The 12,680-nt window shown below is 69.4% G+C and carries 10 protein-coding genes; 3 read left to right on the forward strand and 7 right to left on the reverse strand.

What is annotated here, in order from left to right:
* A partial coding sequence (locus HR086_RS37985) for an FHA domain-containing protein (protein ID WP_174468075.1) occupies positions 1–707 on the forward strand: 707 nt, incomplete at its 5' end.
* A 1,113-nt stretch (positions 708–1,820) separates the two neighbouring features.
* Here HR086_RS37985 and HR086_RS37990 read toward each other — a convergent pair.
* Positions 1,821–3,518: a serine/threonine-protein kinase gene (locus HR086_RS37990; RefSeq protein WP_141648373.1), complete on the reverse strand. Its 1,698-nt coding sequence runs from the start codon at positions 3,516–3,518 to the stop codon at positions 1,821–1,823.
* A 113-nt stretch (positions 3,519–3,631) separates the two neighbouring features.
* Here HR086_RS37990 and HR086_RS37995 point away from each other — a divergent pair, with 113 nt between their 5' ends.
* Positions 3,632–4,399, forward strand: a complete 768-nt coding sequence (locus HR086_RS37995) for an FHA domain-containing protein (RefSeq protein WP_174458615.1) — start codon at positions 3,632–3,634, stop codon at positions 4,397–4,399.
* A 74-nt stretch (positions 4,400–4,473) separates the two neighbouring features.
* Here the strand turns inward: HR086_RS37995 and HR086_RS38000 are convergent, their stop codons facing one another.
* Entirely contained in the window at positions 4,474–4,836 is a 363-nt protein-coding gene (locus HR086_RS38000; protein WP_141648374.1) for a TraR/DksA C4-type zinc finger protein, read from the reverse strand.
* Between the two features lie 126 nt (positions 4,837–4,962).
* Between HR086_RS38000 and HR086_RS38005 the strand changes: the two genes are divergently transcribed.
* A complete protein-coding gene (locus HR086_RS38005) occupies positions 4,963–5,844 on the forward strand; it encodes a diadenylate cyclase (RefSeq protein WP_141648375.1) in 882 nt (293 codons plus the stop codon).
* A 10-nt stretch (positions 5,845–5,854) separates the two neighbouring features.
* Here HR086_RS38005 and HR086_RS38010 read toward each other — a convergent pair whose 3' ends face one another.
* From HR086_RS38010 to HR086_RS38030, 5 genes are read right to left on the reverse strand one after another with little or no spacing between them, the layout of a single operon-like run.
* Positions 5,855–6,412 (reverse strand): hypothetical protein, encoded by a 558-nt coding sequence (locus tag HR086_RS38010; RefSeq protein WP_174458614.1) that lies wholly within the window; start codon positions 6,410–6,412, stop codon positions 5,855–5,857.
* A gap of 15 nt (positions 6,413–6,427) precedes the next feature.
* Positions 6,428–8,704: a vWA domain-containing protein gene (locus HR086_RS38015; RefSeq protein ID WP_174468076.1), complete on the reverse strand. Its 2,277-nt coding sequence runs from the start codon at positions 8,702–8,704 to the stop codon at positions 6,428–6,430.
* A gap of 40 nt (positions 8,705–8,744) precedes the next feature.
* Entirely contained in the window at positions 8,745–11,276 is a 2,532-nt protein-coding gene (locus HR086_RS38020; RefSeq protein WP_174468077.1) for a MoxR family ATPase, read from the reverse strand.
* 51 nt (positions 11,277–11,327) lie between these two features.
* A complete protein-coding gene (locus HR086_RS38025; RefSeq protein ID WP_141648379.1) occupies positions 11,328–11,732 on the reverse strand; it encodes a thiol-disulfide oxidoreductase DCC family protein in 405 nt (134 codons plus the stop codon).
* Positions 11,733–11,761: 29 nt separating this feature from the next.
* Positions 11,762–12,424, reverse strand: coding sequence for a hypothetical protein (locus HR086_RS38030; protein WP_254626622.1), 663 nt, complete (start codon positions 12,422–12,424; stop codon positions 11,762–11,764).
* Between the last annotated feature and the right edge of the window lie 256 nt (positions 12,425–12,680).

Here is a 12,680-nt window from a genome sequence, read left to right on the forward strand (position 1 = left end):
TCCCTGGCCGGACAGGTGCCACGGCGCCCCCGGTCGCGGCCCCCCGCCCCGCTCCTGCGGCCTCGCGCTTCGGACTGGCGGTCATCGCGGGTTCGACGCGGGGTCAGCGCTACAAGCTTCCCGTCACGGGCTGTGTGGTGGGCCGCCAGCGCGGCGCCATCCTCTTCCCGGATGACGGCTTCGTGTCGCCGCTGCACGCCACCTTCCTGGTGAAGGACGGCGCGCTCTTCGTGCGGGACGAGTCCAGCGCCTCCGGTGTGTTCGTCACGGTGGCGGGCACGGAGGCCATCACCGCGCGCACCCACTTCAGCGCGGGTCAGCGGTTGTTCCGCTTCACGGGCCGACTGGAGACGCCCGCGCCGGTGGCCGGTCGCCCCATCGTCTACGGCGCTCCCGTGCCGCTCGGGCAGGCCGTGTACGGCGTGGAGGAGGTCATCTTCGGTGGCCGGGGAGGCCGCGCGGTGGTGACAGCCGCCCCACTGCTCACGCTGGGACAGGCGCACTGCGACCTGAGCTTCCCGGGCGACGAGGGCCTCGCGGGTCGCCACTGCGAGCTGTCCCCCACGCCGACCGGAGCGCTCCTGCGGGACTTGTCCGGCGGCCTGGGCACCTACGTGCGCATCCCCGCGGGCGAGGAGCGCCCCCTGCGTCCCGGAGACCGGGTCCGGCTGGGACAGCACGTGCTCCAGGTCGAAACGCTCGGTTAGCGCGAGCGGCTCGGGTACCGCGCCTCATGTGCTCGCTGAGACGACGCGCGGCCATTGCGAGCACCTCTGGTGTCCGCGCGTCACGTCTTCGTTGAGACGGCGCACGGCCATTGCGAGCAATGATGGTGTCCACGCGTCACGTGTTCGTTGAGACGAAGCACGGCCATTGCGAGCACCTCCGGGAGCACCGCGCATCATGTGATCGCTGAGACGGCGCACAGCCATTGCGGGCACCTCTGGTGTCCACGCGTCACGTGTTCGTTGAGACGACGCTCGGCCATTGCGTGCACCTCTGGGCACCGCGCGTCATGTGCTCGCTGAGACAACGCGCGGCCATTGCGAGCACCTCCGGGAGCACCGCGATTCATGTGCTCGTCGAGAGAACGCACGGCCCTTGCGAGCACTGATGGTGTCCACGCGTCACGTGTTCGTTGAGATGACGCACGGCCATTGCGAGCACCTCCGGGAGCACCGCGCATCATGTGATCGCTGAGACAGCGAGCTGTCGTTACGAGCGTCTCGGGGCACCCGCGCGTCACGTGTTCGTTGAGACGATGCTCGGCCATTGCGCGCTTCGTGGGGCACCGCGCGTCACGTGTTCGTTGAGACGATGCTCGGCTATTGCGCGCTTCGAGGGGCACCGCGCCTCGGGCCATTGCGCGCTTCGTGGGGCACCGCGCCTCGTGTGTTCGCTGAGACGGCGAGCGGTCGCTGTGAGCATCTCGGGGCGCGGGCGCGTCACCTGTTCGCTGAGACGACGCGCGGCCATTGCGAGCACCTCTTCTGGGTCCGCGCATCACCTGCTCGCTGAGACGACGCGCGGCCATTGCGAGCACCCGTTTGGGGGCCACGCGTCGCGTGTTCGCCGAGACGACACGCTGCCTGTCCTCCCGCGCGAGTGGTCCCGGGGTACCGAGCACCGCGTACTCGAGGGAGAGACACCCAGCCTGTCCTCCCGCGCGAGTGGCCCCGGGGTACCGAGCACCGCGTACTCAAGGGAGAGACACCCAGCCTGTCCTCCCGCGCGAGCGGCCCGGGGTACCGAGCACCGCGTACTCGAGGGAGAGACACCCAGCCAGAGCAAGCGTCTCGAGGGAGTCGAGTGGCTCCTCGCTACGGACTCGACGGGCGGGCCACGGTGCCCCCCAGGCGCTGCTCGATGAGAGGCCTGGCCTTCGAGTTCGACACCTCGCGCAGATGCCGCGACCACCAGCCCCTGGCCTCGTCGAGCTGATCCTGCTGCCAGTACAGCTCGCCCAGCTTGAGGGCCAGCTCCGGGTCCGGGTTGCTCTGGAAGGCGTCCTTGTACTTCGACTTGGCGAGCCCCAGGTCGCCGCGCTCCAGCGCCTGATCTCCCGCCTGCGCATGGCGGCTGGATTCCTCCAGGTTGCGGTTCGCCGCGGGGATCTGCTGCTCGTAGAGCGGCTGCTCGGAGTCCCCCGCCGTGCTCCCCACGTTCCCGGGAACGGGCGCGTTGCGAGGCAGCGAGAAGGGGGAGACAACGCCCGGCTTCCCCCCGCCGTTCAAGTAATAGAAGTAGTACGCGAAGAAGAGGCCCGCGCCGACCACCAGCAGCACGGTGAGCGACTTGAAGAAGAAGCCCAGCCCTCCGCCCCCCACCCCGGGCTGGGTGGGAATGATGGAGTCCGTCTTCTCCCGCGTCGCGGGCATCGCGTCGGCATTGGAGGGAAGCGGCGAGAGCACGTCCGGAAGCGCGCGGACGGTGGCTTCCACCGTCACCTCGCTGCCCCACCCTGGAGCCGTGGCATCGCGACTGTCGTCGTTGCGTCCCGTCGACTTGCGCGGCAGAGGCGCGAGCACCGCCGAGGGCTGGGGCCGCCGAGGAGGCGCCTCCGAGCGACGACGCTCCTTCTCCACCGCCATCAACTCCGCGCGGAAGGCCTCCGCGTTGGCGGGCCGGTCATCCGGGCTCTTCGAGAGCGTGCGCAGGATGAGCCGCTCCATCGCCGGGGAGATGCGCGCGTCGGGCCGGCGCCGCGTCGGGGGCGGCGGCTCCTCGGTGAGGTGCTTGGTGGCGAACCCCACCGCCGAGTCCGACTCGAACGGCAGCAGGCCCGTCATGAGCTGGTAGAGGATGACACCCACCGCGTACAAATCGGAGCGGTGGTCCAACGTCGCGCCGCGCGCCTGCTCCGGCGACATGTACTCGGGCGTGCCGCAGACGAAGCCCGCGCGCGTGAGCGCCGGTCCGTCGTCGGTGGAGTCGGTGATCTTCGCGATGCCGAAGTCGAGCACCTTGACGAAGTCCGGCTCGTTGCGCCGCTGCTCCACCATGATGTTCTCGGGCTTGAGGTCCCGGTGGATGACGCCCGCGCCGTGCGCGTCCGACAGCGCGCCGAGCACCTGGCTCACGATGCGCACCACGCGCCCCTCGCCCAGGGGCCACTCGCGGCTGAGAATCTGGTGCAGGTCCTGCCCTGCCACGTACTCCATGGCGATGAAGAGCGCCCCGTCCTCGGCCTGGCCGAAGTCCAGCACGCTGATGGAGTTGCGGTGGTTCAGTCGGCTGGCGGCCTTGGCCTCGCGCTGGAAGCGCGCCACGGTGCGCTCGTCCGACAGCAACGTGTGCCGGAGCACCTTGAGCACCACGACCTTGTCGAGCGAAATCTGCCGGGCTCGGAACACCCGCCCCATGCCGCCCTCGCCAATGAGGGCCTCGACCCGATATTTCTGGGCAATGGTCAGGCCGACGTAGTCGTCAGCATCCGGCGTGCGCACGAGGGTCGCACCGCAGGCCGGGCAGAAACGGGAGGATTCTTGGGCGTCAGCGCCGCAGGAGGGGCAGTGCAAGTCAACTTCCCCGAAGGGTGGGTCACGGAGTTCACCACGTCGCTCGGGTACTGAGCAAGCCGCTCGCAAGACGAGCAACCTCGCGTCACCCCTGGTAGAAACGCGGAGCCCTCATGGAAGCGATGGAATACTGCCCCCGCTGTGATACCGAAAACCCCCGGGACGCCACCGTCTGCCGAGCGTGCGGCTCGCCGCTGCGCTCCGGAACGATGGTCATGGCCGTGGCCAGCCTGTCCTCCCGCCCCCAGGTCTCCATCCGCGTGGTGCGGGCCGACGGCGGCCCCGAGTCCGTCGTCCGCATGCAGCGAGACACCCTCACCTGCGGCCAGCAGGGGGAACTCTCGCTCCCGGACGACCCCTTCATCATGCCCGTCCAGATGCGCTTCTTCTTCTCCGGCTCGCGCCTGGCGGTGGAAGACGTAGGCGGCGCCAACGGCGTCTTCGTGCGGCTGCGCCAGGAGCGCGAGCTGTCACCTGGCGGTGAAGTGCGCCTGGGACGTCAGCGGCTGGTGCTGGAGCCCATCCCCACCGCGACGCAGGGGCCGGGCGGAACGCAGATCTGGGGCTCGCCAGATCCCGGCTACCGCCTGCGGCTCATCCAATTGCTGGAGGGGGGACTCCGGGGCGCGGCGTATCCGCTTCGCGAGGGCGACAACCTGCTGGGACGCGAGCAGGGTGACCTCACCTTCCCCACCGACGGCTTCGTCTCCGGGCGTCACGCGGTGCTGCAGGTCCGCCAGGACCGGCTGACCGTGCGTGATGTCGGCTCGTCGAACGGCACCTTCATGCGGCTGGCCGGCCCCACCTTCGTGGACAACGGCGACCACTACCTCATCGGCCGGCAGTTGCTCCGGGTGGAGATCCAAGCGCCCCTCGCCTGAGGCGGCGCCGTTCTTCCCCGGACTCACCCGGGCCGCACGGGGGATTCCCGCGCGGCCCTGGGCTCCCACGGCGCTCAGCCGTAGGACTTCTCTTTCTTCTCCTGCTCCTCCTTGCAGCGGATGCAGAGCGTCGTCACCGGACGTGCCTCCAACCGCTTGGGGGAGATGTCCTCTTCACAACGCTCGCAGACGCCGAACGTGCCGTCTTCGATCCGGGTCAGCGCCCGATCAATCTTCTGCAGCAAGAACTTCTCTCGGTCCCGCAGTCGGAACACCATTGACTGCGCGTACTCGGAAGAGGCCAGGTCAATCTCATCGGGGAGGTCGTCCGTGTCGAAATTCGACTCCTCCACCAGGGTCTTCTTGGCGCTCTCGAGCAGGCTCGTCTTGCTGTCCTCGAGCATCTTCTTGTAACGCTTGAGATCTTTCTGGTTCACAGCCTTCGCTCCAGTGCGCGAGGGTTTTTGGGCCCTGTCCCCCAAAAAACGGGCCCGAAAGCTTTATTCAGAGAGCCGTCGGTGTCAAGCTGACCCAGTCACGACTGCGGGTGAACGGGAGGGCGGTTGAGCGAGAACACGAAGTTTGATCGGGAGTTCCTGCGCTCGGCCCTCTCGCTGGCCGCCAAGAGCGATGTGGATCATTTTCTCTACATCTGTGACACGCCCATCCCTCCCGAGGAACTCCGGGGCCGGCCTGCTCGCAAGAAGCTCGTGTATGCGGTGACGCTGGACAAGCTGGCACAGGAGCACCTGCTTCGGAAGGTCCGTGCGCTCGTCATCCCCGCCTACGACTATTCGCGCACCGAACGGGTGAAGGTGGCCCTCGTCTCCGCGCTCTCGCAGGGAGCGTTCAAGGAAGGCGACCTGGTGCTCTGCATGACGGGGCGTGTGGGTCGTGCTCCCGACACGCTGATGCAGATGCGGATTGGTGGTTCGCTGGATGATCGGCTCGCGATTGAAGGCGTGAAATTGGGCGAGGAGTTTAACTCCCAGGTGGTGGACGCGCTCATCCAGTTGGCGCTCCAGATTGGTCAGGAGGGCTTCGAGGGTCATCCCATCGGCACCATCATCACCATCGGCGACCACACGACGGTGCTGGAGAAGAGCCGGCAGATGACCATCAACCCGTTCCAGGGCCTCTCCGAGGCCGAACGGAACGTGTTGGACCCGAAGATTCGCGAGGCCATCAAGAACTTCTCCGTGCTGGACGGAGCCTTCGTCATCCGCGAGGACGGCGTGGTGCTGGCCGCCGGACGCTACCTGTCCGCGCAGGACGAGATGGTGAAGATTCCGCTCGGCCTGGGCGCCCGGCACGCGGCCGCCGCGGGAATCACTTCGTCTACGGCCTGCATCGCGCTGGTGGTGAGCCAGACGTCCGGCGCGGTGCGCCTCTTCAAGGGCGGCAACATCGTCCTGGAGCTGCACCAGACGGCGCGCCGCACCTGAGACGGCTGGCTCAGTCCGCCTTTTCCCGGCGCTCCTCCCGGTAGACCTCCGCCAGCGCGTGCGCGCGCTCCACCTCGTCACGCGCCGCATCCACCACCAACGCTTGCTCGAAGCGGGCGACACGCTCCTTCAGCGCGTCGGTGACGATGCCGCCCAGGGTGAGGCGCGCGGAGGCGCTCTCCCGCTCGCGGCGCAGCTCCTCCACCCGGTCCCCCAGCTCCGCGGCGGCTTCCAGCAGCAGCTTTCCATCCGAGTCCGCGCGCTCCAGCGACTCCCGGGTAGTGGCCAGCAGGGCCTCGGCTTGGGTGGAGTCTCTCGCGAGCACCCCCACGGCCTTCGAGTCCCCTCGCGACGCGGCGGTGGCATGGCGCGAGGCCAGGTCCTCCAGGCGGCGGGAGTAGCGCTCCACGGCGCGAGCAAGGTCCCCCTTCAGGGCGAGCAGCGTGGCTGCGGACTTGCGCAGCTCGGCGGCCTGCCGGTCCAGGTTCTCGAGCAGCTCGTCGAAGGCGACGAGCGGGTCCGCCGGGCGGGCGGGCTCCTTCTTCCGTTTCCAGAGGCCGAAGAACATGGCGTGGGCCGGAGACTACCCGAAGGGCCGGCACAACAGCCGCACCCGCGCGAGCGCATCCGTCACCGACGGTCCACCCACGGACAGGGCGGCGAGGTACCGCGCAGGGGTCAGCCCATACACCGCCAACAGGTGCTGGAGGAGCACCACGCTCTCCGTTGCGCGCTTGTCCGCCGGAGCCAGCGAGGCGGCTTCCACCAGCGCGCCGAGGATGTCCACCACGCGGCCCACGACGTCGGAGCCGGGTACCTGTCCGCCCTCGGGGCGCGGCGGTGACTCTGGGAAGAGGGCCTCGAACGAAGCCTCCACGGCGACGGTGGCCGAGGTGCTCCGCCCACCGGCGACGCGCTCCAGAGCCTCCAGGTGAGGCGCGAGCTGCTCCAGCGAATCGGGCGTGGCGGGCACGTCCCGAGGCAGCAGCGTGCGCCAGGGCGTATCGAACTCGGTACGGGCCCACTGAATCTCCTCGTCGGAGAGGTGGTGGTAGAAGGCGCGGATGCCGGAGGCGCGCTGCTCGCGAACCAGTGAGCGGAGGTCCGGGTTCTCCTCGCCCAGGGAGATGAAGCTCAGCGCGATGTCGAGCGAGCCCATGGGCGCGCGGGTCCGGCGGATGAGTTCCAGGTCCACGCGGTCCTCGCCATCGGTGACGAGGACGACGGTGGCCCGGGCGAGGTACGGGTCCCTGCCCTGCGCGGCGCGGATGGAGTCGAAGGCCGACATCAGCGCGAGCGAGATGTCGGTCTGCCCCTCGGCGGGCGAGTCCCGGAAGAGTCGCTCTATCTGCCGGGTGGCCTCGGCGGCGGTGTCCACGCGGGCCAGCTCGGTGGGCACGTCGTTGAAGAAGCTGAAGTAGAGCGGGTCGAACGTCTCCCCACGGCGCGCCTTGACGCGCAGGTTGTTCAGCTCCGCGATGATGAGGGCGTCACGGAAGCGGGCCCGGGCGCCATGCATGGAGCCGGAGGCGTCGCAGACATAGACGCGCACGGCGGTGCGCTTCACCTTCTTCGACTGGGGAGGCGGCGCTTCCTCCAGGTACGCACGCACGAGCTGCCGGTTGGCCGCGAGGTCCCGCAGCAACATCCTCGGGTCTGTCAGGACGAAGTTATTCACCTCGTGCAGGCCGCCCGTCACCTCGAAGGTCATCGTCTGGGTGGGATAGGGAACGCGCCGGGGCACGGGCCTCGCCACCTGGGTCTCCGCCAGGACGATTTCCTCGGAGAGCGCGTCCTCGACGTCGAAGTAACGGGCACACCCCGCCGCCAGCTCGAAGGTGGCGAGCTGCTCGGGCCGCAGCGAGAAGGCCAGGTCCGCCAACAGCTCGTCCGGACGTGGAGCGGCCACCTCGGGCTTCTCCTCCGGGGGAGACTCGCCGAACCAGTGGGCCAGCGCGTCCCGCTCGGCGCGCTCCACCAGGGCCGTCAACTGGGAGCGTGAGGGCAACAGGGGCTCCAGGGCCGCGCGAGCCGCCGCCGCCAGCTCCAGGTCTCCCGCCTCCACCGCCCGCTCGTAGAGGCCGCGCAGCGAACGGTAGGCTGCCTGGGGGTCATGCCGGGCCGCGTGCCGCACGTGCCGCAGGAGTTCCTCCAGGGAGCGCACGGCCGGCACCGCGCGAGTGCGCTCCCGGGCCTCGGCCACCTCGCGGCGCAGGGGCAGGCCGCGCTCCCGGTCGTGGTCCGCACCCAGGCGCAGCAACATCTCGTGGGCCAGGTCCAGGTCCCTGCGCTTCTGCACGACATCGACGACGTTCTCCCGGGCGCGCAGGGCGAAATACTCGGCCACGGCCATCCGCGAGCTGCTGGGCGCGCGCTGCCTCCGCGGGGAGGCGGGACGCTCGAAGGCGATGAAACCCTCGTCGTCGTCGACGTCCTCGGTGGGCGGACGGGCGAAGAGGTCGGCCACCTTCACGGCCCTCGCGAGCTGGACAAAGGCCCTGTCGAGCACCGTGAGGGTTCCCGGCGGCATCACTCCCGCCCGCCAGGCGCGCTCCACGCGCTCCACACACGCCTCGAGCTCTTGAAGTGCCTGCCCGGCCCGGGCCTGAAGCCCCTGGGACAACGCCCCCGCGAGCCCTCGACGGGCCCCCAGCTCACGCAGCAACTGCGCGTCCGCCGAGGTGTGGATGCCCACCTTGTCGAGTTCCCGGTCCAGCACCGCGAGCACGGGAAGGGCGAGGTCGCCCGGCCCCGTCACCTTGCGCCCGAACGTCCACCGGCGCATGCCCCCTACCGGGGGCGCGGGCTGACGGAACATGTCCAGGCGCCGTCGCAGGTCCGTGAGCCGCCGGGAGAGCATGCTCAGCCGTCCCTCCGCGCCCTATGCGACTCGGGCGTGCTCATGCGGCGGACCGCCGCTCCAGCACCTGACGGCTGTACCGCCCGAAGTCCTCGTCGATGCCCCGGAGCTGCGCCTCCAGTCGCTGCGCGCTCTCGCCCACTTCGCCTGGAATGGCCGCGAGCAGCGACAGCACCCCCTTGAGGCGCACCAGCTCCCCTTCCTTCAAGGCCAGCAGGGGGAAGCGGCTGCGAACCAGTCGGTCCACCGTGCGCTCCACCTCGGGCCGCTCCGTCAGGGCCTCCGGCGAGGGCAGCGAGGTGAGCAGCTGGGTCAGCCAGCTGCGCAGGTACTTGACGCGCGTCTGGATGAACGTGAGCTCCGCCTGGGCCACCGCCGCGCGGGCGTTCTCCGAGAAGAAGGCCGACGCTGACCCCCCTCGGGTGAACGCGAGCTGTCCGTCCAGGCCCAACAACGCCGCCAACTCGCCGTCCGGGGCCTTGGCGGAGAAATCGCCCCGGTAGAAGACGTACGCGTCGCCGTTGAGGACGGAGGCGGCCGGCGGAGGCGGGCTCGGCACCTCGCGAGTGAGGAGTCGAGCGTGCTCGCGCAGCCGACCGTCGAGGATGCTCTGGCACTCCCCCATCACCACGTCGACGGGCAGTCCCTCGCGCCGCAGGTTCTCCGCCACGGCCTGCACCGCGCGCCCGTATTGTTCGATGCGCTCGAACGGCGTGGAGGCCAGCACCTCGCGCGCATAGGCGAGGCCCAGGGGCAGCAGCAGCTCCTCCTTGAAGCTTCGCTGTGTCGGGTCCAGCGCGACCAGCGACTGCTCCAGCTGTGACAGTCGGCGCGAGTCCGCGGCCAGCGTCTCCAGCGGCTCCTTGCGTCCGCGTGCGGATGCGCCCTGGAAGGCAACGGTCGCCCGGCGCCGCAACGCCCCCACCACCCGCTTTCGCGCGGCGGCCTCCGACTGGCGCAGCCGCTCCACCGCCACCGGAGCACCTTCCGCCAGGATGCCCACCAGGTCCGCCGACCTGGACAGCTCCTCTTCCAGGTTGTCCGCCAGCCCCACCAGCCCCTCCAGCTTGAGGCCCTCCTCGAAGTCCGCGCTCTCCGCGGTCAGGGCAATCATCTCCAGGGCCCCCTCGAGGAATCGGGCCGTGGACTCACTCAGGGGGGACAGGCCGACCTTGAGCTCGGGGATGACGCGGCACAGCCCCAGCACGTCCTGGAATGAGGACAGCAGGGCCAGCCCTCCCCGACCCTCTCCCTGCCCCGCCATGCCGCGCGCGAGCCGCTGGTCCATCGCCGCGACCAGCGCCCGGGCGGACACCAGCAACGGAGCGCGGTTCTGCGCATGACGCGGCCCTGGGACGAGCTTCGTCAAAAGGCCCCGCGCGGAGGTGGACGCCATGGAAGGCTGCCAGTTGCGTGAGAGGGCCTCCACGGCCGAGGCCTCCTCCGCCGAGCCCAGCACCTGGGCCTCGCGTTCCAGGCCCCCGCCCAGCTCCTGCCGCACCTTCGCGATGACCTCGTCGAACGTGCGCTGCTCCAACCGGACAATTTCGAGCTGCGCCCGCTCACGGGGGTCCACCACCGACTTGAGCAGCGCCTCCGTCTCCGTCGAGGGGGGACCGCCCAGCAGGAAGAACCAGCGCAGCGCGTCCAGGTCCTCCACGGACGCCTCCAGCGGTCGCTCCGGCCGCCGGTAGATCTGGTCCCGCACCACCGCCGCCTTGAGTGCCCACAGGGCCTTCACCGCCGAGCGCTGGGAGAAGTACTTCGTGGGCACATAGTCGGGCAGCTTGGAAACCTGGGCCGTCAGGGCCCGCTCCAGGGCATCCGCCAGCAACTCCACGCCCTCCAGCACGTCACTGGGCACCTTCACCCGCGAAACGGCGTCCTGCAGCAGGTCCATCTGCTGCAGCGAAAGAGGAGCCCGCAGGTCCGCGCGCGCGCCCTGCGCGAAGCGCTGCAGCATGGCGGCCCGGCTCTCCTTCCGGGCGAAGGACTTGGGCACGAAGCTGATGAAGCTCAGCCGGTCAGCGAAGGCGAGCAACAGCTCCGGCGAGCGCGCCAGCACCTCGGAGAGATACCGGTTGCTCGTCATGATGACGCACTCGGTGCGTCCCGCCGTCACCCGCCGACCGTGCTTGAGTTCCCGTTCGAAGAGCACGTTGAGGATGGAGCGCAACAGCATGTCCCGGCCGTCGAAGATTTCATCCAGGAACGCGTGCTGCGAGCCCAGCATGCCCTCGTCGGTGAGGTACTCCGTGCGCCCCGTCTCCGTCAGCACCTTGAAGTCCACCGGACCCAGCAGGTCCGTCTGCACGGTGGACTCGGCGAGCTGCTTGGAGAACAGCGAGGGCAGGCCGGTGTGCTCGTCGAAGATGCGCCCCAGCACCGCGCTGGCGATGGCGCTCTTGGCCGTCCCGGGTGGCCCTACGACGAGCACATGCTCCCGGCTCAGCAGCGCCAGCTCGAGCTGCGTGAAGAGCGTTTCTCGCTCCAGGTAGACATCCCGCAGCTCGCTGAAGAAGTGGCGAAAGGCGCGAGCGGCCTGGAGGTACGGCGGCGGATGAGCTTGCACGAACAATCCAGGGGCAGCGGGGTTGGCCCCATGCTACCCGCCGGCCTCTGTCTATTTGAAGTGGACCTCGCAACCACCGTCCGAACAGGTCCGCCCGGCAATCTTGAACCGGTAGCGGGCGAAGGCCCGGTAGAAGACGTCAACCAGCTGGCGGAGGCCAGGGACGTAGTAGACGTACAGCAGGCGGCCCAGGGGGTGCCTGCCCAGCGCCCGGACGATGGCCTCCGCGCCTTCCAGCACCCGCCCATCCGCCTGGACGAGCTGCATGGCGTTCTCGCACCGCTCCGCGCTGATGCCCGGGAAGCCCACCAGCACGCCCTCGTCCCGGAACGAGCGCAGCTGCGTCCCCCGCCCTCCCAGCAGCTTCTGGAACTCGCGGGCCGCGCCGCTGCAGATGCGGCAATGCCCGTCGTAGAGGATCACATCATGTCCCGGCGGCGTCGTCCTCAGCACCATCCGCGTCACCTCCAACCCTCGGTTCTATGTCAGCGTGAGACGAGCGTGTCATGCAGATGCGAATGTACGCCGCGCCAGATGTCATGCTGCCGTTCGATGGGGTCCATCAGCATGAGGCCCACCGCCGTCGCGGGTGAGCTGCCCTGGAAGGCCGAGTACTGGCGCAGTCGCGTTCCACCCTCCCCGTCGTCCTCGAAGACGAAGCGGTTCGTCCCCCGCAGAGGGTGCCCGTCCAGGGTGGTGATGTGCACGGTGTTCGTCTCCGCCTCCAACCGGAACGAAACCGGGGCCCAGACAGGAGGAGGCCCCTTCTCTTCCAGGAACACCTTCGCCCCATCCGTCAGCGCGACGGTGGATGGCTGGATGCGGATGCCGGCGGACTCGAACACCGGCCCGGGATTGCGCACGAAGTAGCCCCAGGCCACCTCGGGAGGGACTCCCGGAAGCGCGCTGGTGTAGTCCGTCAGGGACGTGGGCGCGCCCTGGATGGGAGGGCTGGGCTCCAGGAGCCGCAGGTGCCCCCGTGCATAGGCGTCCACGACGCTGCCGCCCTTCATCAGCAGGCTCGCGGTGGCGGCCTCCGACTGGGCGAGCGTGAAGGCCCCCTGCTTCATCTGCTCCCGCACGTTGCCCGTGGGGCGAGGAGGAAAGGAGCCGCCCACCGCGAAGTCGAAGCCATTCGACTCCCCCATCCTGGGCCCGCAGCGAGGCCCGGGCACGGAGAAGGCTCCAACCGTTCCGGACGGGCCCTGAAAGACCTCCAGCGTGCTGGCCGACGGACTCTTCGTCGGAGACAGCGTGCCGCGGACTGGAGCGGAGTCGAGGGAAGCAGCCGCGGACTCCCGTTCGATGGGCAAGGACGAGGCGGGAGACAGCGGGGACGAGACGCGGGACATGCCAGGCACCTCTCAAGAAGACGTGGAGCCCCAGCCTGTTGCACCTTCGTCA

The organism is Myxococcus sp. CA039A (genome assembly GCF_013336645.1).
GTDB lineage: Bacteria > Myxococcota > Myxococcia > Myxococcales > Myxococcaceae > Myxococcus > Myxococcus llanfairpwllgwyngyllgogerychwyrndrobwllllantysiliogogogochensis.

Bases quoted from the DNA above. Each gene is read 5' to 3' on its own strand.
- HR086_RS38025 (WP_141648379.1), bottom strand. From the start codon at position 11,732: ATGGTGCTGAGGACGACGCCGCCGGGACATGATGTGATCCTCTACGAC.
- HR086_RS38030 (WP_254626622.1), bottom strand. From the start codon at position 12,424: ATGGGGGAGTCGAATGGCTTCGACTTCGCGGTGGGCGGCTCCTTTCCT.
- HR086_RS38015 (WP_174468076.1), bottom strand. From the start codon at position 8,704: ATGCTCTCCCGGCGGCTCACGGACCTGCGACGGCGCCTGGACATGTTC.
- HR086_RS38010 (WP_174458614.1), bottom strand. From the start codon at position 6,412: ATGTTCTTCGGCCTCTGGAAACGGAAGAAGGAGCCCGCCCGCCCGGCG.
- HR086_RS37995 (WP_174458615.1), top strand. From the start codon at position 3,632: ATGGAAGCGATGGAATACTGCCCCCGCTGTGATACCGAAAACCCCCGG.